We start from the raw sequence: 26500 nt of genomic DNA, 5'->3' as shown, positions 1-26500 counted from the left end.
CACGATACCGTGCTTTCCATCATGCCGTGCACGGTGGCCCGTCAGTGCTCGGGTTCGTCGAGGTCGAGCCGGTATCCCATGCCGGGTTCGGTCTTCAGGTAGCGCGGGTGCGAGGGGTCGCTTTCGATCTTCTTGCGCAACTGGGAGATGTAAAGCCGGAGGTATCCGGTGTCACGCACATGCTGGGCGCCCCATATTTCGGTGAGCAGGTCCTGTCTGGTCACAAGTCGTCCGGCGTTGCGGGCGAGTGCCTCGAGGACCTTCCATTCAGTGGGGGTGAGTCGTACGCGGACCTGACGTCCCTTGCGTCCTCGGAATACCGCGTGGGCGGCCAGGTCCACCGTCACATCACCGAAGGTCAACGTGGAGGATGGCGCGTCGGAATCCTCTTTGCGGGTACGGCGTAGCAGGGCGCGGATTCGGGCAAGCAGTTCGTCGATCGGCACCGGTTTGGTCACGTAGTCGTCGGCACCGGCATCGAGTACGGCGACCTTCTCCCGTTCGTTGGTGCGTCCGGAAACGACGAGGATGGGCGCTTCGGTCCATCCTCGTACGCCCTGGATCACACCCATGCCATCCATCTTCGGCATGCCAAGATCGATCATGAACAGGTCGGGATGCTCCCGGACCGCCACGGTGATGCATTCCACGCCGTCGCGTGCGGTGACGATCTCGTATCCCTGTGAGTGCAGCGTGATCTTCAACGCCTTGAGGAACTGCGGATCATCATCCGCGATCAATATCTTCATTATGTCCGTCCTTCTCGTTCTCATTCTTCACGGCTGGTTCCGTGGTGAGCGTTGCTGTCGCCGTCGGCGTAGGTGTTGGCGCCTCATCTGGGGCATGGTCATCGGCGGACTCGTCCCCCGTCCCGTCTGAGGATCGCGTGATGCCGTAGTTGATGAACCGGTCAAGCCCCCGCTCCTCGGAGGGGCCTTCGCCCGGCAGGGGCAGTATGACGTCGGAGATCGCACCGGACAGATTGAGGGTGTTCTCCCCCAGCATCTGCGAGGGGTCGGGACGCTCCGCATGAGGGATGGGCTGCCCCGGGTACAAGGCCGGGTCCGCGACGCGTAGCGAAATGACCATGGTCAGGCCTCCGCCCGGCGTATCCTCAGGTTCGATCGTGCCGCCCATCGATTCGACGAATCCCTTCGACAGGGCCATGCCGAGTCCCAGACCGGTGGTGTTGTCGGTGTCGCCCAGCCGGTGGAACGGCACGAAGATATCCTCCTTGCGATCATCGGGCACGCCGGGGCCCTGATCGACGATGCGGATTTCGACGACGCCGTTGAAGGTGGATGCGGCGATGCGCACCCGCTTGTCCGAAGGAGTGAATCGCAACGCGTTGACCAGTACGTTGGACAGCGCCCGACGCAGCAGTGACGGGTCCGCCACCACGGAGGGCAGGTTGGGGGCGATGTCGAGATCGACCTTCCAGGGGCCAATGCCCAGTTCATCGAACAGCGGCATGATGGCCTCCACCACGTCGGTGGCGACCAGTGACAACGGCAGTGCGCCCTCACGCAGTCGGGACACATCCAGCAGATCGGTGACCAGATTGGTGAGTTGCTTGAGGCCGTTGGATGCGACCTTGAGCAGCTCGACACGATCCTGTGCGCTCACCTTGTCGCCCATGCGCTGCAGACCGGACACCGCCGTGGTGGCGGATGCGAGGGGACGGCGGAGATCATGGCTGACGGCGTTGAGCAGCGCGGTGCGAATCTTCTCCGCAGCGGCAAGAGGCTCAACCTCGCTCGCCTTGCGTTCCAGATCATTGTGTTCGATCACGGTCTGCACCTGGGAAAGGATCGCCATGAGCATGCGCTGATCGCCCGCCTCGACCGTATGCCCGTACAGTTCAAGAGATGGCCCACCATCGTTCAGCGAGATCGTGTCATGCTCGATCCCTTCGCCGGCTGCTATGCCCAATGAGGTCAAGGGCTCTCCATCGGAGACGAGAAGCCGGCCCTTGTCAAGAATGCGGACACAATCGAAGCCGAATGCCTCACGGGTACGGTGCGCGATCGCGCGCAACGGGTCGTCACTGCGGAGCACGGCGCTGGCCACGCTTGCCAGCATCTCCGACTCCGCCCTGGCACGTTGCGCCTGACGGGCACGGGAGCTGGCGTTGTCGACCACGATCGCGACGATCAGACCCACAACCACATACAGGATGATCGTCACAACATCCGATATGCGCAGCACATGGAGCGTACCCACCGGCGCGGTATACAGAAAATCAAGCGCCAGACCGCTGAGCACGGCGGCCACGGTCGCGGGAATCAGTCCGCCGATCACAGCGGACACCACGACCAGCAGCTGCAGGATCAACGCGTCACGCTGGGCCGACTGTACTGAAGAGAACATCGCCAACAACCAGCTGACGCCGAGGACCGACAACAATGCGAATACCAGCCCCACGATCCTTCTGCCCAATCCGAGGGACTGCCGGTATCGGGGAAGCAGCCGCAGACCGCGGTTGGCGAACGTATGGGTGACAATATGCACATCGATGTCGCCGGATTTGGCGACGATCCCGCTCGTCGCGGACGGTCGTCCAAGCCATCGCGACAGCAGGCTGCGTCTCGACACTCCGACGATGACCTGCGTCGCATTGTTCGCCCGCGCAAAATCCAGCAAGGCGTCGGGGATATCTTCACCGACGATCTGATGATAGGTGCCGCCAAGCTTCTCCACAAGATTACGCTGCCTGGTCAGCAGACTAGGATCCGAGCCGGCCAAGCCGTCCTCCGAAGTGACATGCACGGCGATCAGGTCGCCGCCACCCGAAGCACGCGCCACACGAGCGCCACGACGAAGCAGCTGGTCACCCTCCGGTCCACCGGACAACGCCACAACCACGCGCTCTCGGGTCTCCCATTTGGCCTTGATGTGATGCTCGCTGCGATACTCCTTCAACGCCTCGTCCACACGTCCGGCAAGCCAGAGCAAGGCAAGCTCTCGCAACGCGGTAAGGTTCCCTACACGGAAGTAGTTGCTCAATGCGGCATCCACCCGATCGGGCTTGTACACGAAACCCGCGGCCAGACGCTCACGAAGCGTCTCCGGGGGAAGATCGACCAGCTCGACCTGTGTGGCGGACCGCAGCACCTTGTCTGGAACGGTCTCCTTCTGCGTGCTGCCGGTGATCTCACGCACCACATCGTTCAAGGACTCGATATGCTGCACGTTGATGGTTGTGATCACATCGATACCAGCGTCAAGAAGATCTTCGACATCCTGCCATCGTTTTTCGTGCACGGAACCGGGGATGTTCGTGTGGGCGAGTTCGTCGACCAATGCCACCTGCGGATGCCGTTCGATGACGCCGAACAGATCCATGTCATCAAGCGTCATCCCACGATACCGTTGACGACGTCGGGGAACGATCTCCAGTCCATCCGCCGACTGCTCGGTGACCTTACGACCGTGGGTCTCCAGCAGGGCGATGACTACATCCTTGCCATCATCCTTGAGCCGATGCCCCTCCTTGAGCATGGCCACGGTCTTGCCTACGCCGGGGGCTGCACCAAGCAAAACCCGGAATGATCCTCGCGCCCTTGCCATTGACGATGCGATCCTTTCTGCGATGCGTGATTTCGGGATTTCAGACCCACCCCCACTGTAGAGGATGCATGTTCCGAACGAACGAAGGCCCGTTCCCGCGACATGAATCGCGGGAACGGGCTCACCGCCCCTGACGGAACGGATGACATGGATCAGGACAGGTCGTCAAGCGCCTTGTTCAGGGTCACCACGTTGACAACGGGCTCGCCGATGAAACCGAGTCCACGTCCGGTGGTGTTGTCCTTGACCAGCTGCTCTACCTTCTCCTCGCTGATGCCACGCTCCTTGGCCACGCGGCGAACCTGAATGGCCGCGTATTCGGGGCTGATGTGCGGATCGAGTCCGGAGGAGGATGCGGTCACGGCGTCGGCAGGAACATCCTTGACGTTCACGCCCTCACGCTTGGCAATCTCGGCGCGACGCGTCGTGACATCCTTGATAAGACCCTCATCCTGATGACCGAGGTTCGTTCCGGACGATGCGGACGCATCGTACCCGGACGGGTTGTCGTCGCTGGCTCCAGCCGCCGACGGACGGGACTGGAAGTACTGCGGCAACGCCTCGCCCTTGGAATCGGTGAACGACTGTCCGATCAGAGAGGAGCCAACCACCTGACCCGATTCGTCGGTGATCAGCGAACCGTTGGCCTTATCCGGCATGCCGAGCTGGCCGATGCCGAACATGGCGAACGTGTAGACGATCACGATGACCGTGAACACCAGGACCGCCCTAAGACCGGCCCAATAGCTGCGCATGTTGAGCGCCATTGCGTTCTTCATAGATGCCTTCTTTCAAGCCTCGGGTCAGAACCCGGGAATCAGACGGACGAACAGATCGATGATCCAGATGCCGACGAACGGTGCGACGATGCCGCCCAGACCGTAGATCGACAGGTTACGGCCAAGGATCTTCTCCGACGATTCCGCACGGTACTTGACACCCTTCAGTGCCAGCGGGATCAGCAGCACGATGATGATCGCGTTGAAGATGATCGCGGACAGGACCGCGGACAGCGAGCTGTGCAGACCCATGAGGTTCAGTACACCGAGTCCGGGGAACTGCTCCATGAACATGGCCGGAATGATGGCGAAGTACTTCGCGATATCGTTGGCGATCGAGAACGTGGTCAGCGCGCCGCGGGTGATGAGCAGCTGCTTGCCGATCTGCACGATGTCGATGAGCTTGGTCGGATCGGAGTCGAGGTCGACCATGTTGCCGGCCTCCTTGGCAGCGGAGGTACCGGAGTTCATGGCCACGCCGACATCGGATTGGGCAAGCGCCGGGGCGTCGTTGGTACCGTCACCGGTCATGGCGACGAGCTGGCCCTTGGCCTGTTCCTTCTTGATGTAGGCGAGCTTGTCCTCAGGCTTGGCTTCGGCGATGAAATCGTCGACGCCTGCTTCCTTGGCGATGGCCGCAGCGGTCAGCGGGTTGTCGCCGGTGACCATCACCGTACGGATACCCATGGCACGCATGTCGGCGAAACGCTCGCGCAGACCCTCCTTCACGACGTCCTTCAGCTGGACGACACCCAGGATCTTGACGACGCCCGAAGCATCCTGCTCGGCGACCACCAGCGGCGTGCCGCCGGCGTTGGAGACGCTCTCCACACGGTCGTGCATAGCGTCGAGGATCTCCTGGCCAACGCCGGAACCCTCCTCGGCAACCCAATGCTCGATCGCGGAGGTGGCACCCTTGCGGATGCGCTCGCCGGTGGGCAGATCCAGACCGGACATACGGGTTTCAGCGGTGAACGGCACAGCAATGGCACCCGGAATGTCCTTCAGTTCCATGCCCTCCTTGCGGGCCAGATCCACAATGGACTGGCCTTCCGGAGTGGAGTCGGCGAGCGAGCTCAACGCGGCCGCACGCACGATCTCATCATGGTCCACACCGGGCAGGGCGTGGAAGTTGGAAGCCTGACGGTTGCCGTACGTGATGGTACCGGTCTTGTCGAGCAGCAGGGTGGTGACGTCACCGGCCGCCTCAATGGCTCGACCGGACGTGGCCAGCACGTTGCGCTGGACAAGACGATCCATGCCGGCGATGCCGATGGCGGACAGCAGGGCACCGATCGTGGTCGGGATCAGGCACACCAGCAGGGCGATCAGCACGGTCAGGCTCACGGAGGCGCCCACCGCGGAAGCCTGCGGATTGATGCAGAGCACCACGATCAGGAAGATGATGGTCAGCGAGCTCAAGAGCACGTCCAGGGCGATCTCGTTCGGGGTCTTCTGACGGTTGGCACCCTCAACGAGGGCGATCATCTTGTCCACGAAGCTCTCGCCCGGCTTCTGCGTGATGCGCACGACGATACGGTCGGACAGCACGCGAGTACCACCGGTGACGGCGGAACGGTCGCCGCCGGATTCACGAATCACAGGAGCGGACTCACCGGTGATGGCGGACTCGTCCACGGATGCGATACCGGAGATGATGTCACCGTCGCCGGGGATCAGATCGCCGGCTTCGACAACAACCACATCGCCAAGCTTCAGATCGGAGCTGGGAACCTCGACGATGGACGACGGACCCTCTCCCTTTTCCGGACCACGGACATCGGGATCGTTCTCCTCGTCATAGCACACCACACGGTGAGCCGGCGTGGTGGTGCGGGTCTTGCGAAGCGCATCGGCCTGAGCCTTGCCACGCCCCTCGGCCACTGCCTCGGCGAGATTCGCGAACAGTACGGTGAACCACAGCACGATGGCGATGATCCACGTGAAATACACCGGCTGTCCCTGGGAAAGCTCGGCCGGGGCGAAAAGCTGCCCAATGCCAAGCAGGGTAAGGAACGCAGCGCCAACCCACACGATGAACATGACGGGGTTGTGCCACATGTTGCGCGGATCGAACTTGCGCAACGCGTCGGGCAGGCTCTTGATGAGCATGGCACCCATGGACTTGTTGTTGGAATTCCTGACGTCGGACGCGATATCGTTCGCGACGCCATTCGCAGTTGCGGTAGACATTGCTTACGCCACCAATCCTTCAGCCAACGGTCCCAGAGCAAGCGTCGGGAAGAACGTCAGCGCGGAGATAATGAAGATAACGAACACCAGCAGGAAGACGAACAGACTATTGTCGGTCTTCATCGTTCCGGAGGTCTCCGGAACCACATCCTGCTTGGCGAGGGAGCCTGCCAGAGCGATGACCAGCATGATGGGCAGGAACCGGCCCAGCAGCACGGCCATGCCAAGAGCGGTATCCAACCATGGAGTATCGGCCGTCAGGCCGGCAAATGCGGAACCATTGTTGTTGGCCGCTGAAGTGAACGCATACACGACCTCGGAGAAGCCATGGTTGCCGTCATTGGCCAACGAGGTGTCGAACACGGACTGGCGGGCGAACGGCAGAGCGAAGCTCAGCGCCACACCGACGACGACCGTGATAGGCATGACCAAGAAGTACAGCGATGCCATCTTCATCTCACGGGGGCCGATCTTCTTGCCCAAGTACTCCGGGGTACGTCCCACCATCAGGCCGGCGATGAACACAGCCACGACGGCCATGACGAGAATGCCGTACAGACCGGCACCCACACCGCCCGGGCTCACCTCGCCGAGCATCATGTTGAACATGTACATCATGCCGCCAAGAGCCGTGTACGAGTCATGCATGGAGTCGACGGCACCAGTGGACGTGGACGTGGACGTCGTGCCGAACAGGCCGGACCAGACGATGCCGAAGCGATCCTCCTTGCCTTCCATCGAGCCGCCCGTCAGGCTGGTGATCGGATCGTTGGAGAACGATTCAGCGGTCACCACGGCGAGGAAGCTGATGCCGAACAAGGTGACCATGGCACCGAGCAGCGCATAGCCCTGACGGATATTGCCAACCATACGGCCGAAGGTGCGGGTCAGTGCCACCGGGATGCACAGCATGAGCAGGATCTCGATGAGGTTCGTCCACATATTCGGGTTCTCGTAAGGGTGAGAGGAGTTGGCGTTGAAGAAACCACCACCGTTGGTACCGAGCTCCTTGATGACCTCCTGGGAGGCCACGGGACCCTGCATGATCGACTGGCTACCGCCGGCGATGGTCTGGACATCGACGAAGCCGGCGAAGTTCTGAGCCACGCCAAGCGCCATGAGGATGATGCCCATGACAATAGCGATCGGCATGAGAATACGCATGGTGCAACGGGTGAGATCCACCCAGAAGTTGCCGATCGTGTCGGACTTGCGACGAGCGAAGCCGCGCACCAGCGCAATGGCCACGGAAATGCCCACGGCCGCGGACACGAAGTTCTGCACGGCGAGACCGGCGAACTGCACGGTGTAGCCCAGCGTGACATCAGGCGAATACGACTGCCAGTTCGTGTTCGTCACGAACGATGCTGCAGTGTTGAACGCCAGCGGCCCCTCGACGTTCGGGAAGCCCAGCGAGAACGGCAGCCACTGCTGCACACGCTGCAGCAGGTAGAGGAACAGCACGCTCATCAGCGAGAATCCAAGCACGCCGCGCAGGTAGGCCTTCCAGTTCTGTTCCTTGTTGGAGGCGACGCCGATGATCTTGTAGATCCAGCGCTCGAAGAACAGATCCTTGTCGGAGTTGAAGACCTCGTACATGTAGTCGCCCAGCGGTTTGTATATCACCGCCAGGATGATGGCAATCAACGCGAATGCCAGAACAGCGAACAGATAAACCATATCGAAACCTTGATCCTTGACCTTGTATGAATCCGAGCCGATATCAGAACTTCTCGGGACGGCACAGGGAGTACATCATGTAAACGACTCCGACGATTCCCAGAATCACACCCAATGTGGTAAAAACGGCCATCATAGCTTGTCCACCCACTTTCCACACAGATCGAACACAATGAATATGACGACCGTGCCAACGACGTAGGCGACATCAACCCACCAAGGCATGTCCTCTCCTTTGGTCAAACGAAAACCGGTCGACGCAGGCACTCACATACTTCCGTGCTTCATCGCGCCGACCGGCCATTACGGATTCAATGCTAGAGATGGCGCGACGAACGGATCGGAATCCTAACGGTTTACATATGGCTTTGGCGGTGAAACGCGGCATGCCACTAACACCGAATTAACGAAAAAGGACCGCCCCGGAAAACGGGTGCGGTCCCTGTATACGTGGAATCGGATCAGGCGGATCAGATCTCTGGCTTTCCGCCGATGTCGGTGTGTCCCTTGCCGATGTCGGCACCATGCTTGAACGTGGCTGCGCCGAATCGATGATGGTCTCCTGAGAAGCTCTTTCTGGATTCGTGACGATCCTCGGTCTTCTTTGGCGCACTGACTGACTTGTCCTCGGAAGACTGTCTGTCCTGAGTCTCCGGATGCGTCTGGTCATACCCCTGCTCGTAGCGAGTACGACGCCAATTATGGATCGACGCGTTCGTGCCGCGATGATGCGCATGGTATTTGCGCGGCGTGCCGCCGAGCGGCAGCTCCTTCATCTCCTTGGCCACGGCGATCTGATTGACGTTGGAGGGGTCCATGACGGCGATCGGGGCGACCGGCTCGGTATCCACCGGAGCGGCGGTGCGTTTCTGCATGTGCTCGGGAAGCCACTCGGCCAGACGGGACAGCAGCCAGCAGGCGAAGAAGTACACGATGCCGGCCACGACCAAGGTCTGCAGAATGTTGAAGTACATGGATCCGAGGCGGCGGGATTCCTGCAGAAGATCCGTGTACATGATGATGGAGCCCAGAGCCGTGTCCTTGAGTACGACAACGAGCTGGGTGACCGCGGCGGGCAGCATGGCCGTGACCGCTTGGGGAACCTCGATCTGCATGAGGGACTCGGTGCGGGTCAGGCCCAGTGCGAGCGCGGCTTCACGCTGACCGCCGGGCAGATTGCCCACACCGGATCGGACGAGCTCGGCCACCACGGAGCCATTGTAGAGCACCAGAGCGAGCACGACCGCCCAGTAGGAGGGCGATGCCATGCCGGTGAACGCGAACCAGCGCCAGAAGAAGATCATGAGCAGCAGCACAGGCACGGCGCGGCAGAATTCCACGATCACGGAGGAGACCATTCGTATGATCACGTTCGGCAGCAGTCGGCCGATGCCGAACAGCAGGCCGAAGACCACGGAACCAATCACGGCGAGGACGGACGCCTTGATGGTCATCCACAGACCGGGCAGGTAGAAGTCGGTCCACGCCTCCTTCTCCAATGCCGGCTTCCACAGTTCCCAGCTCAGCTGGTTCTCGCCGTTCGGAGGATTGTGCAGACGCATGAGGATGAGCAGGAGGATGATGGCGAAGCAGACGCCGGCCACCCAGTTGATGATCGTGATGCGACGACGTCCCTTGGGACCGGGCTGGTCGAACAGGACGGATGATGAGGTGTTGTTCATCTGGTCACCTTCTCACTGCGAGCTTGTTGGACAGGAACGTGGTGAGCATGCCGATGGGGATGATCAGGATCACGTAGCCGAACGCGAAGATCAGGAAGATCGAGACGATCACGTCGGGATGGTATTCGATCATCTCGCTCATCAGCGATGACGTCTCCGTGGCCACGGAGGCCGCGGCCGCCACGGTGGAGTTCTTCAGCAGCGCGATGAACGTGTTGCCGAGCGGTGCCACCGATCCTCGGAATGCCTGGGGCAGGATGATCTGCGTGGCGGACTGCATGAAGCTCAGTCCCAGCGCGCGAGCCGCCTCGGCCTGTCCGATCGGCACGGTGTTGATGCCCGAGCGGAGCGATTCGCAGACGAACGCCGCCGTGTACAGGCTCAGACCGGTGACGGCGAGCCAGAAGAAGTTCGTCGCGAACGTGTCGGAGAACGTGAGCTTGAGCTGGGCATATGCGCCGAGCACCATGAACACCATGATGATCGTCAACGGCATGTTCTTGAAGAACTCCACATAGCCGCCTGCGACGGTGCGCATCGAGCCGATCGGCGAGATGCGCATCATGACCAGGATCACGCCGAGAATCAGTGAGAAGAGCGTGGACCAGAGAGTCAGTTCGATGTTGACGAGGAATGCGGCGGGAATGTCGTATTCACTGAACAGGCTGATGAGACTTTCCATGTCACTCCCCTTCCTTGGCCTTCGGCGGGTTGTACTGCGCGTTCGGCTTGTACCCGGTGCCCTTGGTGTTATCCGTCACGGCGCGCTGCCATGCGCCGTCCTCGATCATTCCGTTGATTGCGGCGTTGATCTTTCTGGCGAATTCCTTGTCACCCTTCTTGATGCCCACGCCATAGTATTCCTGGGTGAACGGCTTGCCGACCACGCGCAGCTTGCCGCGGGATGCCGATGCCAGACCGGCGAGGATGATGTCGTCGGTGGTCACCGCGTCGACGATGCCGGAGAACAGTGCCGTGGCGCATTCGGCGTAGCCGGGCTGCTCCATGAGCTGCACCTCGTTGGCGAACTTCTCCTTGACGGTGGTCGCGGACGTCGATCCGGTCACCGAGCACAGGCGCTTGCCGTTCAGATCCTCGGGACCGTTGATGGACGTGTCGTCCTTGCGCACGAGCAGATCCTGACCAGCCACGAAGTACGGTCCGGCGAACGAGACCGCGTTCTTACGTGCGTCGGTGATCGAATACGTGGCGAGGATCATGTCCACATCACCGTTCTGCAGCATGGCCTCACGCTGCTTGGACGGCGCTTCCTTCCATATGATCTGATCCTCGGAATAGCCGAGCTGCCGGGCAACGTACCGGGCAACGTCAACGTCGAATCCCACGTAGGTTCCGGACTTCTTGAAGCCGAGTCCGGGCTGGTCGAACTTGATGCCGATGCGGATCTTGCCCGCCTCCTCGTCCGACCCGCAGGCGGCAAGGGACACCAGGCAGGCCAGTGCGCACACGCATGCCAGCGCCTTTCGTCCCAGCCGTCGCAGACTGATAATCATTGTGTTCATTCTTCTCACTTGTTTTCCTCCGCCGTGCACATATACGCATATACGACGGAATGGCTCACATGGTTCATCGATGTGTGTGAATCTCAGTGCGTCAGGATCTTCGACAGGAAGTCCTTGGCACGTTCGGTCTTCGGATTGTCGAAGAACTCGTCGGGAGCGGCTTCCTCGAGAATCTCGCCGTCGGCCATGAACACGATGCGATCGGCCGCTCGACGGGCAAAGCCCATCTCATGGGTGATGCAGATCATCGTCATGCCCTCATGGGCCAGTTCGATCATCACGTCGAGCACTTCGTTGACCATTTCGGGGTCCAGCGCCGAAGTGGGCTCGTCGAACAGCATGACCTTGGGCTGCATGGCCAGGGCGCGGGCGATGGCCACGCGCTGCTGCTGGCCGCCGGACAACTGGGAGGGCATCTTGTTGGCCTGGGAGTCGACGCCGACTCGGGCCAGCAGATCCATGGCCAGATCCTCGGCCTCCTTCTTGTCCATGTGACGTACGCGCATGGGAGCCAGAGTGACGTTCTCAAGGATCGTCTTGTTGGCGAACAGGTTGAACGACTGGAACACCATACCCACCTCGGCACGGAGGTTGGCAAGTTCCTTGCCTTCCTGCGGCAACGGTCGGCCGTCGATACGGATGTCGCCGGAATCGATGGTTTCCAGACGATTGATGGTGCGGCACATGGTCGACTTGCCGGAGCCGGACGGCCCAACGACAACAAGCACTTCTCCCTTGGCCACCTTAAGGTTGATGTCCTTGAGGACATGAAGGTCGCCGAAATGCTTTTCGACGTGGGTGAGTTCCACGAGCGGACGCTCCGCGCCCTCGGTATTCAGAATCTTCTCTTCAGACATAGGGGCAGTATAGCCCATGCCAAGGTTCAATCGTTTGACACGCCCACTGAACGGGATCGGCAAAGGACGACGCCGATACCGCCGTCGGATCTATTGCTGATCGGGACGGGCCTTCCCCAGATTCTCCACGATGCGCGCGCCCGGAATATGGTTGAAGATGGAACCGTTTACGACAAGCTTGGACGGGCGGATGCCCGAACCGAGATACAGCCTCGGAATGTCAAGGATGCGACGGTCCACCAGCAGTGGCCATTCGGCGGGCAGGCCGATCGGCGACATGCCGCCGGATTCCATGCCAGTGGCCTCAACGGCGGCGGCGATGGGCGCGAAGGAGACCTTGCTGACCTCAAGCGTGTGCTTGACCAGACCATTGAGATCGGCGCGACTGTCCGCGGTGACGAATGCGGCCGCGAACAACGGCGGAGCCTTGCGGGTCTTATGCGTGTGGACGACTACGACATTGCCGGTCGTCGCAAAAGGAATGCCGTACTTCGGGCACCACAGGTCGGTGTCCGACTCCTCGTCGGTGTTTTCGGTGACCCCGATGACCAGGTTCTCATCCACGCCATTGGCGATCAATGCATTCAACGCGTCGAACACCGGCTTCGCCAGCAGTTTTCCATCATGCCAGTCCAGTATTTCCAACGCCATGTATCCCCCGATCCCGACATATTTCCGGTTCCCCGGCTCGTCACTGGTGTTGAGAATAACGAAAGCGCCACCGGCACATGCCGATGGCGCTATTCGTAATACCTATAGACCGTTATTCAACCCCGGTGAGTTTCCTATTGGGAAATACCACGGAGGAAACCGGTCAGTCCTCGTCCTCGTTGGGGTCGTAGTCGACACCCGTCTCGGCACGCTGCTCGTCGGAGATCGGAGCCGGGGCGCCGGTCAGCGGGTCGCGGCCGCCGCCAGCCTTCGGGAAGGCGATGACGTCGCGGATGGAATCGGCACCGGCGAGAATGGACACGGTACGATCCCAGCCAAGGGCGATGCCGGCGTGCGGCGGCGCACCGAACTTGAAGGCGTCGAGCAGGAATCCGAACTTCTCCTTCGCCTCCTCGGGCTCGATGCCAAGGACGTTGAGCACACGATCCTGAATGTCGTCGCGGTGGATACGCACGGAACCGCCACCCATCTCCTCACCGTTGCAGACGATGTCGTAGGAGTCGGACATGGCGTGCTCGGGATCCTTGTCGAACTTGTCGATCCAATCCGCAGACGGCATGGTGAACGGGTGGTGCATGGAGGTCCACTTGGAGTGGCCGACCGCCACGTCATCGTCATCCGGATCGTCGGTCGGCTTGAACAGCGGGAAGTCAACGACCCAGGTGAACGCGAACTTCTTCGGATCGAGCAGACCCTGACGACGGGCGATCTCGACACGCACGGCACCGAGCAGCAGCTGGGAGGACTCGCGGGCACCAGCGGCGAAGAAGACGGCGTCACCGGGCTGGGCGCCGACGGCCTCACGCAGACCCTCACGTTCCGCATCGGAAAGGTTCTTGGCCACAGGTCCCTTGAGCGTGCCGTCCTCGGTGAACTGCACGTAGGCAAGTCCCTTGGCTCCGCGCTGGCGCGCCCAGTCCTGCCATGCGTCAAACTGACGGCGCGGCAGATCCGCGGCACCCTGATAGACGACGGCACCCACGTACGGGGCCTGGAACACGCGGAACGGCGTGTCCTTGAAGTACTCGGTCAGTTCGACGATCTGGTTGCCGAAACGCAGATCCGGCTTGTCGGAGCCGTACTTGTCCATGGCGTCCTGCCAGGAGATGCGGGCGATCGGCAGCTGGATGTCATAGCCGGCGGACTTCCAGATGGCGGCGATGACCTTCTCGGCCATGGCCATGACATCCTCCTGATCGACGAAGGCCATCTCCATGTCGAGCTGGGTGAACTCGGGCTGACGGTCGGCGCGGAAGTCCTCGTCGCGGTAGCAGCGGGCGAGCTGGTAGTAACGCTCCACACCGGAGACCATGAGCAGCTGCTTGAGCAGCTGCGGGGACTGCGGCAGCGCATACCAAGAGCCCGGCACCAGACGTGCCGGCACCACGAAGTCGCGGGCGCCCTCAGGGGTGGACTTGATGAACGTCGGGGTCTCGACCTCGGTGAAGTCCATCTCCTCAAGTGCGTGACGAGCCGCCTTGGCCATGTCGGAACGCAGCTTGAGGTTGTGCTGCATGGAGGGACGACGCAGATCAAGATAACGGTACTTGAGACGCACGTCCTCGCCCGGCAGCTTGTTCTCGGACTCGTTCTCGAGCGCAGTGGACACCTGGAAGGGCAGCGCGTCGGACTTGGCAAGCACCTTGAGGTCCTCAACGACGACCTCGATCTTGCCGGTGGCCAGATGATCGTTCTCGTTGCCTTCCGGACGCAGGCGCACCTCGCCGGTGATCTGCACGACGAACTCGCTGCGCAGCGGGCGGGCCATCTCCTCGTCGTAGATCACCACCTGCACCAGACCGGTGTTGTCCCTCAGATCGATGAAGGCGACACCACCGTGGTCGCGGCGACGATCGATCCAGCCCGCAAGGGTGACCTTCTGCCCTACGAGCGCCTCGGTCACTTCGGTCGCATGATGTGTTCTGTAAGCCGTCTGGCTCATCTTCCGTCCTTTGTTGTCGGTTCCCCGTGATGAACAGTCACGCGGAAAATGTTCGGATCAAATGCGGATATCAGTCCCCGTATTCGACGGTCTGCCGGGAGTACACAGTATCCGGCTGCCACGACGTGCGGTCAGCGGCCTGCTGGTCTCCGGTAATGATGTTCTTCACCTCGTCGCCGGCTCCCTCCTGTCCGGGGAACCACACATACGGAATGCCCAGCTTGTCGGCGTACTTGATCTGCTTGCCGAGCTTGGCGGCCGTGGGCGCCACGTCGGTGGCGATGCCGCGAGAACGCAGGGCCTCGGCGATGCGATTGGCCTCGCCGCGCTCCTCCTCGTTCCATACCGCGACAAGCACCGCAGCGGGAGACTGACGGTTCGCGTGGGCGCCAGCCGTGTGCAGCATGTAGGAGACCAGACGGGACAGGCCGATGGACAGGCCCACGCCCGGATACTTCTTCTTGCCCTGGGTGGCAAGGTTGTCGTAACGGCCACCGGAGCAGATCGATCCGAGAGACGCGGCACCGTCGAGGAAGGTCTCGTACACGGAACCGGTGTAGTAGTCCAGACCGCGGGCGATCTTCAGATCCGCCACCACGGAGCCGGGACGGATGCGTGCGGCGTCGTCCACGATCATGGCGAGCGTGGCGAGACCTTCGGAAGCCAGCGCGTATGCGTCGGAGGACTCTTCGATGCCGTGCCGTGCGCACAGCGCGCGGAACTCACGCTCCAGCTCCTCACCGGTGGACGCGCTCAGCTCCGCCAGTTCCAGACAAGCCGCCGCCTGAGCCTCGTTCGCACCGCATTCCGAGATCAGCAGCTTGGAGACCTCTTCGGCCCCGATCTTGTCAAGCTTATCGATCTCACGCAGCACGCCTTCGATGTCCTCGAGGCCAAGACCACGATAGAAGCCTTCGGAAAGCTTGCGGTTGTTGGCGTGGACGGTCGCCTTGGGCAGACCGAACGCACGCAGCGCCTCGAGCGCGGAGACCATGACCAGCGGCAGCTCCACCTCATAGTGCGAGGGAAGCTCGCCGTTGCCCACCACGTCGATGTCGGCCTGGATGAATTCGCGGAAACGTCCCTCCTGCGGGCGCTCGCCACGCCAGACCTTCTGGATCTGCCAGCGCTTGAAGGGGAACGCCACATCGCCGGAGTGCTCGACCACATACCTGCTCAGCGGCACGGTGAGATCGAAGTGCAGGCCAAGCCGATCCTCCACCGGGGTGTCGTTGTCCTGTCCTACCTCCTGAAGACGGCTCAGCAGGTAGATCTCCTTGCTGGTCTCGCCCTTCTTCAGCAGGCTGGAGCCCTGCTCCACGGCACGGGTCTCGATGCCGAGGAATCCATTGAGTTCGAAAATCCTGCGGAGCGTGTCGATAGCCTGCTGCTCGACGACCCGTTCTTCGGGGAGCCACTCCGGGAAACCTGATAATGATGCGCCTTTTGCCACGAGTCCATATAATAGGTCTAGTTGTGGAAAAATCGTGACATTCGGTTCTTCCCAATCTCTCTCACGCAAGAACACAAGGAGCTGGTCATGTCGGACGAGACTGCAACCACACCCGAGAACGTATCCGCCAACGCCCCGAAGGCTTCCGAGCCTTCGACGGCAGCACCGAAGCCGGCGGCCCCCAAACCGCACGCCCCCTCCCCCGCGGCCTTCGCGAAGAAGACGCCGAAGGTGGCTCCGGTCAAGAGCTCGTACTCCGACGAGGAGCTCGCCAAGGCCGAAGCGTTCGGGCGTGTCGCCGACGATGGCACCGTGTATGTGAAGGACGGGGACGGCGAACGCGAGGTCGGACAGTTCGCCGAGGGCGACAAGAACAAGGAATCCGCATTGCGTCTGTATGCGACCCGCTACCTTGATCTCAAGGCGAAGCTGGACTTCCTGGGAACCCGTCTCAAGTCTCAGAGCATCAAGCCCCACGACATTGACGACTCCATCAAGCTGCTGGAGCAGGAGATCTCCAACCCGCCGGTGGTGGGCGATCTCGCGGCGCTGAACACGCAGTTCGAGGCGCTGAAGGCCGCCGGTACCAAGAAGAAGGAAGAACTGTCCGCTGCCCGCAAGGCCGCCGTGGCCAAGGCAATCGAGGAACGTACCGCCATCGTGGAAAAGGCCGAGGCATTGGCGGCATCCCTTGGCGACAGCACGAACTGGCGTTCCACTGCGGACAAGTTCCGTGCCCTCTTCGACGAGTGGCAGGCCCATCAGCGCACCAGCGTGCGCATCGACAAGGCCCAGGCCGACGTGCTGTGGAAGCGCTTCTCCTCCGCCCGTACCGTCTTCAACCAGTCCCGTCGCAAGTGGGCGCAGAACCGCGACGCCGAACGCGCCCATGCCAAGAGCGTCAAGGAATCCATCATCGAGGAAGCCGACAGCATCAAGGACTCCACCGACTGGGGAGAGACCTCGCGCAAGTTCAACGAGCTGATGGACCGTTGGAAGAAGGCCGGTCGTGCCGGACGCAACGATGACGATGCGCTGTGGAACCGTTTCCGTGAGGCCGCCGACACCTTCTTCAACGCCCGTCAGGCCGATCGTGACCAGATCGACTCCAGTGAGAAGGAGAACCTCGCCGCCAAGGAGGCTCTGCTGGTTCGCGCCGAGGCCCTGCTGCCCGTGAAGGATGTCAAGGCCGCCAAGGAGGCCCGTCAAGCCCTGGGCAAGATTCAGGACGAGTGGGATCAGATCGGCTACGTGCCGCGTGGCGACGTGCACCGCATCGAAAGCCGTCTTGACGCCGTCGAGAAGCAGATCAAGGCCGTCGAGGACGCCGAATGGACGCAGACCGATCCGGAGACCGATGCCCGTAAGTCCAGCTTCGAGGAGCAGCTGACCGCTCAACTCGCCGAGCTGGCCAAGAAGATCGAAACCGAGACCGATCCGAAGAAGAAGGCCGCGCTTGAGGCCGAGAAGGCCACCAAGGAGCAGTGGCTCAACGCCGTGAAGTAGTTGTTCACGATTCCGGATAAGCACCCGGATACACCGACAGGAAGGTTCCTTCACTCCCGTCCCGCCTTTTGGCCCTTTCGGGAGTGAAGGGACCTTCCTGCGTTTTGCGACAATAAGTAGTGGACAGTGGACAGGGTCCAAGTACAAAGGAGCCGGTCGGATGGTCATTCCCCATCCGACCGGCTTCCGTGAACCCAGATGAATTACGATTTCTGGTCACATGTCACATATGCCGCAGCCGTGGCTCAGCGCTGTCCTTGGCTCCGGTGATGCGATAGCAGTCGAATACGCCATCGATCCTGCGCACCGCGGACAGCAGTGTGTTGAGATGCTGGGGGTCGGCCATTTCGAACACGAACTGGCTGGTAGCCACGCGGTCGTCGCCCGTCGAGATCGTGCCGGAGATGATGTTCACCCCATGATCGGACAGCATGCGGGTCACATCGCTGAGCAGATGAGGGCGGTCAAGCGCCTCGACCTGGATCTTCACCAGGAACGTCCCGTTCGTGCTGTTCCATGACACTTCGACGATGCGATCACCCTGATGCTTCTTCAGGTCGATGAGATTCTGACAGTCGGCCCGATGCACGGAGACTCCCTGGGCCTTGGTGATGAAGCCGACGATGGCGTCCCCGGGAACCGGCATACAGCATTTGGCCAGCTTGACCCACACGTCGCTGACCCCCTTGACGGAGATGCCCGGCGTGTTGTCGACGTTGCGCACGCGCTGCAACGGCAGCGCCTCCTGCTCCACCTCGTCGTCCACTTCAGCGGGGCCGACGTCCTTGACCAGTCGGGAGATGACGTTCTGCGTGGAGACCTGTCCCTCGCCGATCGCCGCGAATACCGCATTCGGATCAGGATAGTTGAGTTCCTCCGCCACGCCGATAAGCGCTTCAGGCGTCAACAGCGCGGAGATCGGCATGTTGCGCTTGCGCATGGCGCGGGTCAGTTCGTCGCGCCCCTCCTCGATGGCCTCGCTGCGACGCTCCTTGCTGAACCATTGACGGATCTTGTTGCGGGCCTTGGGGCTTTTGACGAAGCTCAGCCAGTCACGAGACGGTCCGGCGGTGTCGGATTTGGAGGTGAGGATCTCCACCGTATCCCCGTTGTCGAGTTTGGTATCCAGCGGGACCAGACGCCCATTGACACGGGCGCCCATGGTGCGATGACCGACTTCGGTGTGCACGGCATAGGCGAAATCCACGGGTGTGGCATTCGCAGGAAGGGAGACGATCTTGCCCTTCGGCGTGAACACGTAGACCTCGGCGGAACCGAGATCCTGTTTGAGGGATCCAAGGAACTCGTCGGAGTCCGGCGTCTCGCTGGTCCAGTCGGCGAGCTGCTGGATCCACTTGAGGTTGTCGGCCTCAGAAAGCTCCTTGTAGTCGTCCTGGCTTTCGCGCTTGCGATCCGATTTGTCCGGGGAGGACAGGGCACGGCCGGCCTGACCGTTCTCCTTGTACTTCCAATGGGCGGCGATGCCGAATTCCGCACGACGATGCATATCCCACGTGCGGATCTGGATCTCCACAGGCTTGCCGCCCGGGCCCACCACGGTGGTGTGCAGGCTCTGATACATATTGAGCTTCGGCATGGCGATGTAATCCTTGAACCGTCCGGGAACGGGGTTCCATCGTGCATGCACGGCACCGAGGGCCGCATAGCAGTCTCGGATCGAATCGACGATGATGCGCACGCCCACCAGATCGTAGATGTTCTCGAAATCATGTCCTCGAACGATCATCTTCTGGTAGATGCTGAAGTAGTCCTTGGGCCGACCGGTCACGTACGCCTTGACGTTCTGCTTCTTCAGATCGGCGTTGACCTCTTCGAGAATCTGCTTGAGATAGACCTCACGCTGCCCGGCGCGACGCGCCACCAGCACGACGATCTCGTTGTAGATCTTCGGATGAAGAACCTTGAAGCTCAATTCCTCAAGCTCGGTCTTGATGGCGTTCATACCCAGACGGTTCGCCAACGGCGCATACACATCGAGCGTCTCCCGGGCCTTGCGTTGAGCGCTGGGTGTCTTGACGTAGCGCCAGGTGCGGGCGTTGTGCACACGATCGGCCAGTTTGACGACCAGGACACGGACATCGCGACTCATCGCCACCACCATCTTGCGGATGGTCTCCGCCTGCGCGGAATCGCCATAATCCATTTTGCTCAGTTTGGTGACGCCGTCGACGAGACCGGCCACGGTATCGCCGAACTCCTTGCGACACTGATCGAGCGTATAGTCGGTGTCCTCCACGGTGTCGTGCAGCAGTCCCGCGGCCACGACCAGCGGCCCCATGCCCAGATCGGCGAGGATCTGTGCCACCGCCAGCGGATGGATGATATATGGCTCGCCCGACTTGCGCCGCTGTGGGGCGTGCTGGATCACCGCTCGGTCATACGCCCGCTGCAGGATCGACAGATCATCGTCGGGATGGTGCAATTCGCACATCTGCCGAATGGGCAGCAAAGGGTTGAGAGGGTCTGCGCTGATCTCACAACCCAACGCGTGTGCGGAGATATCCTTGGGCTTGTCATCGCCTTGTTCGGCCATAAATGCTCTCCTCTCCTACGCGTCTCTTACGCGGCTGTAGTGTTGCCCATTGTAATGAGTTTCCCCGCGAACCGTTGCATTCGCCTCCGGTTCGCGAAGATACACCGTTCCATCTCAGGAACGCACGCCGGTGGAGCCGAATCCGCGTTCCGCACGATCGGATCCAGGCAGTCGCTCGGCTTCGATGAATCTGGCCTCGACGTATCGCTGGATGACCAATTGCGCGATCCTATCCCCCGGTTCGAAGACCACGGTGTGTTCGGGGTCGAGGTTGATCAGCGGCACTTTGATCTCTCCGCGATATCCGGCGTCAATCGTTCCCGGGGCGTTCAGCACGGTCACACCCTGCTTGACCGCCAGTCCGGAACGGGGATGAACCAGCCCCACATACCCCGCAGGAAGCGCCATGGCCACACCGGTAGGCACCAAAGCCCGCGCGAAGGGTCTGAGCTCCACTCGCTCGGTGGTCCGCAGGTCGGCACCTGCATCCCCGCCATGGGCGTAATGCAGGTCGACGGGCTCGCCAGTCAGCGACCTGACAAGCACCTCCACGTTTTCCGGACCGTTGTATGTCTCGTCGTATGCCATATCAGCCGGCGCACTCCTCGCACACGGGGTCGCCGTCGTCGGTGGTGTAGGCCAGCTGGCTACGATGCTTGACGAGGAAGCATTCGGAGCAGACGAATTCGTCGCCCTGCATCGGGATGACGGTCACCGAGGAATCCTCGTTGCTCAGATCGGCACCGGGCAGCTCATAGTCTTCGGCAATGGCGTTCTCATCATCGTCGATGTCGCCGGCCTGATTCTGCCGCGAACTCTTGCCCAGGGCCTCGATGGACTCCTCGTCCTCGTCCTTGCTTCTGGGGGTATCGTAATCCTGCGCCATGATGGGGCTCCTTTCCTGTTCGAAAGACATGGTGTCATGTTCTGCGCCATAGGATACACGATTTCAAATACCCGCAAAATTCCGACACGTGGGGCACAATAGAAGTATTGGTGATCTTTGTAGGAAGTCGGGTACCTGTATGTCGGATGAAACGCTCAAGGTGGCGCATTTCGAACGTGTCGATACAAATGGCGATCTGGTCTTCTCGATGGATGGTCATTCCTTCCTCGTACGTATCGATGACCGCCTTGAACAAGGCATTCTCACCAGCAAGCAGATCCGGGTGGAACGTGGAGACGCCCCGGATCCACAGTCCAGTGCCACGATCCCCATTTCCATGATCCAATCGATGATTCGAGCCGGGCACAGCCCCAGTGAAGTGGCAAAGAACTACTCCATCAGCGAAGTGCTGGTACGGCGTTTCTCCCAGCCCGTGGAGACGGAGAAGAAGTACGCCATCAACCAGTTCTTCTCCGCGCCGGCCTCCGGAACCTCGCGTAGCAGGAGCATGGTCGACGTGGTCGAGACCTCACTGAGGGCGGCGCACATTCCCATGGATACGGTCCGCTGGTCAGCCACTCGTCATGCGCGCGAACCGTGGCGGATTCACGCGTCGTTCGAAACTGCGGGCCGCCTGATCAAAGCGGAATGGGCATGGGATATGCGCGACAATTCCGTCACGCCGATGAATTCCACGGCAGGCATGCTGATGAAGGCCAAACGCTTTGAACCAAACGGAGGGGAACCACCGGAATCCCCTTTCCGTTCCGACCATGAACAGCGGTCCAAAAATTCCGATAACGGCGTCCATATTTCGGACACTCATGGCGTTTCCTCCGGCGCTTCGAAAGAAACGACCGCCATCGCGGCACGGATTCCGGATTCGTCAGAGCATCGCAAGGATTCACCGAAGCAATCCGGCGACGGCGCATCCACGACCACGGACGCGTGGCTGTACGGAAAGGGAGACGGAACCACAGTCAAGGAAACCGCTCCGGACGCCCCGCAGCCGTCAACGTCCGGATCGGCGGAACCCGATCATGATGGGGTTCCGTCACTGGTGCCGGGCGCGCATGGCGATGCGACCGATGTTGGCGAGCCGTCGGCGAAACCACGGCGAAAAGGCCGTCGGTCGGCCGTTCCCAGCTGGGACGAGATACTGTTCGGAGAATAACCGGATCGACGCCGTCAGGCCATGTCGATCAGCAGCGGGATGTCCATTTCGGCGGATGTCTGCGATCCATGCACGGATGGCAGACGGGTCGCCTTATCGGTCTGAATGCGGGAATCCACAATGGTCGTCCGTCCGGCGGCGCTCACCAGCACATCTCCGATCATCGGCACGACACGAGGATCGACCGGACCGTAGACCCCATCGGCCACCGCCTCATCACGGGTTCGAACCAGCGCCCTGTCCCCCAGTCGATCCCGCCATCGATCGGCCACCTCATCGGCGGAGCATTCCGGCTCAAGATACAGCATGAGCGCCCGCGGCTCCCCTCCCACGGCTTGGACGCCCTGTGCCAGCATCGGCTCCTGGGCGATATCGATGCGCAGATCGGGATCCGTGGAGATCATGCCGTGATCGGCGACCACCACAATCAATGTCCCCCTGGGCACGCTGCGCTTCAACAGTCCGAGCTGGGCATCGATACGTTCAAACGCGCCGACCCACCGATCGGAATCCCATCCGTAGTTGTGTCCGGTCTTATCCGCGTCACGAATGTACAGGTAGGTGAGACCAGGCGTGCGGGCGGCCTTGGCCGCAGCGAGCACACGGTCCCGGGGCAGCACGTTGGAGACGTAATCGGCACCACGGAAGGCAGCCTGCGTGAGTGGCGACGCCGCGAATTTCGGCAGCCCGGAGGATGTGACCCGGACGCCTTCGGCGCTGAGCCGTTCAAAGATCGTCGGCTGACGCTGCAACTCCAGAGGCTCCGGAGCCCCCTTGAATTGAATGAGCTGGCATATCTCGTTGGTCTGAACATTCATCTGGGTGTACCCGGTCATCGCGGTCAATCCCGGGCAGGTACCGGTGCCGAATGTACTCATGGCGGCGACGGTGGTACTGGGATAGCAGGTGGAGATCGGCGTCGAGCAGGACGAATCATCGAGCAACGAACGCAGATACGGTGCATGGCCGCGGCGCATGGCCAGATTCCAAAATCCGAGTCCATCGACCAGAACGACGACGACGCTGGCCGCCTCGGGCAGTCCGAGCTGTTCACGGGCGAATTCGGGATCGCTGTGGACCGGCGTCGGAAGGGGGTGTCCCATGGCGGCGCTGATCGCCGGCAGCACCGCACTCAGGTGACGTGCGCCTCCACGACCCTGTTCGTTTCTGTCGTCGTATCGTACGGTCGGCTGCAGTCTCAACAGCTCGTTCGGGTCGGGCACTTCCACACTCATGCCTTCCATTGAACCACTGCTTCCCGTCAAGTCGTCGTAATATGGATGGTTGATTTACGTTCGCAAAGGAGTTCAAGCGTTGGCCACGAAGCATAAGACCAAGCCCTCGTTCGATCCTCGCACGGTGCAGGAGAACATCGTCGATACGCCGCTCAACGAGGAGATGAGCCATTCGTTCCTTGAATACGCGTATTCGGTGATCTACGCTCGCGCGCTGCCGGACGCCCGTGACGGACTCAAACCCGTGCAGCGGCGCATCATCTATCAGATGGGTGAGATGAATCTGACTCCCGACCGCTCGTATATGAAGTCGGCCCGTGTGGTGGGCGAGGTGATGGGCAAGCTCCATCCGCACGGCGATTCCGCTATCTATGAGGCCATGGTCCGCCTGGCACAGCCGTTTGCCATGCGCCTTCCGCTGGTCGACGGTCACGGCAATTTCGGTTCGCTTGATGACGGTCCGGCGGCATCCCGTTACACCGAGGCGCGTCTGGCACCGGCGGCATTGGGCATGAACGCCAACATCGACGAGGACACCGTGGCGTTTCGCGCGAACTACGATAACAAGCTGCAGGAGCCTGAGGTGCTTCCGGCCGCGATTCCGAACCTGCTGGTCAATGGATCGTCGGGAATCGCAGTGGGCATGGCCACGAACATGGTCACCCATAACCTTGGCGAGGTGGTGGCCGCGGCAAAGTATCTGATGACCCATCCCGAGGCAACCGTGGATGACCTGATGCGGTATGTCCCCGGCCCCGATCTGCCCGGCGGCGGCATCATCATCGGCCGCGACGGCATCCGTGATGCCTACGAGAACGGCCGTGGTTCGTTCGTCACACGTTCGGTGACGCATGTCGAGAACATCACGGCGCGCAAGAAGGGCATTGTGGTGACCGAGCTGCCGTTCATGGTAGGGCCCGAGAAGGTGCTCGAGCGCATTTCCGAAGGGGTGAAGAACAAGAAGCTCGAGGGAATCACCGGTGCGATCGATCTGACCGACCGTCATAACGGCACACGTCTGGTGATCGAGGTGAAGACCGGATTCAATCCCGAGGCCGTGCTCGCCCAGCTGTTCAGGCACACGCCGCTGCAGGATTCGTTCACGATCAACAACGTGGCCCTGGTGGACGGCCGCCCCCGTACCATGGGGCTTCGCGAGCTGTTGCAGGTGTGGATCGATCATCGTCGGACCGTGGTGCGTCGGCGTAGCGCCTATCGTCGTCGCAAGGCACAGGAACGCCTGCATCTGGTCGAAGGCCTGCTGCTGGCTCTGATCGACATCGACGAGGTGATCCAAGTGATCCGCGGATCCGAGGACGCCGATACGGCCAAGACCCGTCTGATGGCGGTGTTCGATCTCGATGACATCCAGGCGCAGTACATTCTTGACCTGCGGCTCCGTCGCCTGACCCGAATGAGCCGTATCGAACTGGAGGCCGAGCGTGACGATCTTCGCCGCCGCATCGAGGAGCTTGACGAGATTCTCGGCTCCGACGATCGACTGGATCGTGTGGTGACCGATGAGATGGATCAGGCGGTGGCCCAGTGGGGCACTCCCCGTCGAACGGTGCTCCTCGATTCCGCGCCGAGCGGCGAGCTCTCCCCCGTGCATAGCGAGGCATCGAACCTCTCCGGTGCTGATGCCGTTGCGGCCAAGGCCATCAGCAATGCGACGAGCATGGCCAAGGCCGCGTCCGTCCAGGCAGACGCCTCCACTCCATTGACGATCAGTGACGAGCCATGCACCGTGCTGCTCTCCGCATCCGGACTGATCGCCCGCAGCGGGGAAAGCGCGATCGACGCCCTGAACGCGCGCAACACCGACACGCCACGCTGCGCGAATGATGAGATCATCTCGGCGTTCCGCACCACCACGACATCCGATTACGGTCTGGTGACATCCGCCGGACGTTTTGTGCTGGCCCATGTGGCGGATCTGCCTGCTCTCCCGGCCATCGCCGAGCCGAACGTCTCCGGGGGCGTGCCCGCGGACGAACTGCTGACGATGACGGAGAACACCAAGCCCGTCGACGGCGAGCATGTCATCGCCGCCGTGGCCCTGGACGATGAGCGACCACTGGCCATCGGCACGCGCGGCGGCGTGATCAAACGATGGAACCGCGAATCCCCGACCACCATGGACTCCTGGAGTGTGATCGATCTCAAGGACGGTGACGTGGCGCTCGCCGCCGCCCCGGCCGCCGACGAGGATCGACTGGTGTTCGTGTCCACGGATTCCTCGTTGCTGACGTTTGACGCCGGCAATGTCCGCGCTCAGGGACGCAACTCGTCCGGTATGGCGGGCATCCGTCTCGCCGAAGGATGCCGGGTGGCCGAGTTCGCGGTCGTGTCCGCCGGCAGACTGGCTTGGACCGAGTCGGAGGACGCGAATGGCGATCCCGTGCATTCGGGGGCCGTGGTGCTTACCGTCGCCGGCGATTCCGATGCGCTCGAGGGCACGGAAAACGGCAGCGCCAAGATCACGCCGCTGGAACTGTACCCGACCAAGGGCCGTGGCACCGGCGGTGTGCGCTCCCAGCGGTTCCTCAAGGGCCAGAACACACTGATCCTAGCCAAGGTGGGGTTGTGGCCGCTGCTCGCATCCAGTGGCTCGGGCTCGCCCGTCACGTTGCCCGCGCCGGATATGCGCCGCGACGGATCCGGCGCGGATCTGGACTCCCCCATCGCATTCGTGGCCTGACCGGCATGGTCCCGTGGGATGGTGTCCGGCATCCGTCCCGCATCATTCAACCCGCCCGTGTACGCGTTCATGATCGTGTGCACGGGCGGACTC

Annotated in this window: 19 protein-coding genes; 3 read left to right on the top strand and 16 right to left on the bottom strand. The window is 61.5% G+C overall.

Features of this window, described 5'->3' with window-relative positions:
• Positions 1-41: 41 nt before the first annotated feature.
• The 12 genes from BTIS_RS10235 to hisS form a co-directional block, all read right to left on the bottom strand.
• Complete coding sequence (locus BTIS_RS10235; protein WP_094665141.1) at positions 42-749, bottom strand: response regulator transcription factor; 708 nt, start codon at positions 747-749, stop codon at positions 42-44.
• Entirely contained in the window at positions 727-3570 is a 2844-nt protein-coding gene (locus BTIS_RS10230) for an ATP-binding protein (RefSeq protein WP_094665139.1), read from the bottom strand. Before BTIS_RS10230 ends, BTIS_RS10235 begins: the two co-directional genes overlap by 23 nt.
• A gap of 152 nt (positions 3571-3722) precedes the next feature.
• A complete protein-coding gene (kdpC, locus tag BTIS_RS10225; protein ID WP_094665137.1) occupies positions 3723-4349 on the bottom strand; it encodes a K(+)-transporting ATPase subunit C in 627 nt (208 codons plus the stop codon).
• Between the two features lie 24 nt (positions 4350-4373).
• Positions 4374-6542, bottom strand: a complete 2169-nt coding sequence (kdpB, locus tag BTIS_RS10220; RefSeq protein ID WP_094665135.1) for a potassium-transporting ATPase subunit KdpB — start codon at positions 6540-6542, stop codon at positions 4374-4376.
• 3 nt (positions 6543-6545) lie between these two features.
• Positions 6546-8222: a potassium-transporting ATPase subunit KdpA gene (gene kdpA, locus BTIS_RS10215; protein ID WP_094665133.1), complete on the bottom strand. Its 1677-nt coding sequence runs from the start codon at positions 8220-8222 to the stop codon at positions 6546-6548.
• A gap of 470 nt (positions 8223-8692) precedes the next feature.
• Entirely contained in the window at positions 8693-9904 is a 1212-nt protein-coding gene (locus BTIS_RS10210) for an amino acid ABC transporter permease (protein WP_094665131.1), read from the bottom strand.
• A 4-nt stretch (positions 9905-9908) separates the two neighbouring features.
• Positions 9909-10586, bottom strand: a complete 678-nt coding sequence (locus tag BTIS_RS10205; RefSeq protein ID WP_094665129.1) for an amino acid ABC transporter permease — start codon at positions 10584-10586, stop codon at positions 9909-9911.
• Position 10587: 1 nt separating this feature from the next.
• Positions 10588-11418 carry a glutamate ABC transporter substrate-binding protein gene (locus BTIS_RS10200; RefSeq protein WP_094665127.1) on the bottom strand — a complete coding sequence of 277 codons (831 nt, stop codon included), beginning with the start codon at positions 11416-11418 and terminating at the stop codon, positions 10588-10590.
• 92 nt (positions 11419-11510) lie between these two features.
• A complete protein-coding gene (locus tag BTIS_RS10195; RefSeq protein WP_158216897.1) occupies positions 11511-12284 on the bottom strand; it encodes an amino acid ABC transporter ATP-binding protein in 774 nt (257 codons plus the stop codon).
• A gap of 90 nt (positions 12285-12374) precedes the next feature.
• Complete coding sequence (locus tag BTIS_RS10190) at positions 12375-12935, bottom strand: YbaK/EbsC family protein (RefSeq protein ID WP_181160734.1); 561 nt, start codon at positions 12933-12935, stop codon at positions 12375-12377.
• Between the two features lie 163 nt (positions 12936-13098).
• The gene (gene aspS / locus BTIS_RS10185) at positions 13099-14898 is read right to left on the bottom strand and encodes an aspartate--tRNA ligase (RefSeq protein ID WP_094665123.1); all 1800 of its coding nucleotides are present in this window, start codon (positions 14896-14898) and stop codon (positions 13099-13101) included.
• 70 nt (positions 14899-14968) lie between these two features.
• The gene (hisS, locus tag BTIS_RS10180) at positions 14969-16351 is read right to left on the bottom strand and encodes a histidine--tRNA ligase (RefSeq protein WP_094665121.1); all 1383 of its coding nucleotides are present in this window, start codon (positions 16349-16351) and stop codon (positions 14969-14971) included.
• Between the two features lie 87 nt (positions 16352-16438).
• Here hisS and BTIS_RS10175 point away from each other — a divergent pair, with 87 nt between their 5' ends.
• On the top strand, positions 16439-17857 hold the full coding sequence (locus BTIS_RS10175) for a DUF349 domain-containing protein (protein ID WP_094665119.1): 1419 nt from the start codon (positions 16439-16441) through the stop codon (positions 17855-17857).
• Positions 17858-18080: 223 nt separating this feature from the next.
• Here BTIS_RS10175 and BTIS_RS10170 read toward each other — a convergent pair whose 3' ends face one another.
• From BTIS_RS10170 to BTIS_RS10160, 3 genes are all read right to left on the bottom strand, one after another.
• Positions 18081-20411, bottom strand: a complete 2331-nt coding sequence (locus BTIS_RS10170) for a RelA/SpoT family protein (protein ID WP_094665117.1) — start codon at positions 20409-20411, stop codon at positions 18081-18083.
• A gap of 114 nt (positions 20412-20525) precedes the next feature.
• Positions 20526-20999 (bottom strand): dUTP diphosphatase, encoded by a 474-nt coding sequence (gene dut / locus BTIS_RS10165; protein WP_094665115.1) that lies wholly within the window; start codon positions 20997-20999, stop codon positions 20526-20528.
• 1 nt (position 21000) lies between these two features.
• Complete coding sequence (locus tag BTIS_RS10160; protein WP_093961389.1) at positions 21001-21297, bottom strand: DUF4193 domain-containing protein; 297 nt, start codon at positions 21295-21297, stop codon at positions 21001-21003.
• 139 nt (positions 21298-21436) lie between these two features.
• On the opposite strand from BTIS_RS10160, the gene sepH reads away from it, so the two are divergent.
• Complete coding sequence (gene sepH, locus BTIS_RS10155) at positions 21437-22471, top strand: septation protein SepH (protein WP_094665113.1); 1035 nt, start codon at positions 21437-21439, stop codon at positions 22469-22471.
• A 14-nt stretch (positions 22472-22485) separates the two neighbouring features.
• Here sepH and BTIS_RS10150 read toward each other — a convergent pair whose 3' ends face one another.
• Positions 22486-23706 carry an alkaline phosphatase family protein gene (locus BTIS_RS10150; protein ID WP_094665111.1) on the bottom strand — a complete coding sequence of 407 codons (1221 nt, stop codon included), beginning with the start codon at positions 23704-23706 and terminating at the stop codon, positions 22486-22488.
• Between the two features lie 79 nt (positions 23707-23785).
• Between BTIS_RS10150 and BTIS_RS10145 the strand changes: the two genes are divergently transcribed.
• Positions 23786-26407 (top strand): DNA gyrase/topoisomerase IV subunit A, encoded by a 2622-nt coding sequence (locus BTIS_RS10145; protein ID WP_245819417.1) that lies wholly within the window; start codon positions 23786-23788, stop codon positions 26405-26407.
• Positions 26408-26500: the final 93 nt, after the last annotated feature.

Origin of the sequence: Bifidobacterium tissieri, from assembly GCF_002259645.1 — a bacterium.
GTDB lineage: Bacteria > Actinomycetota > Actinomycetes > Actinomycetales > Bifidobacteriaceae > Galliscardovia > Galliscardovia tissieri.
The sequence above is the reverse complement of the archived record's forward strand: the minus strand, read 5'-3'. Positions and strand labels throughout refer to the sequence as shown.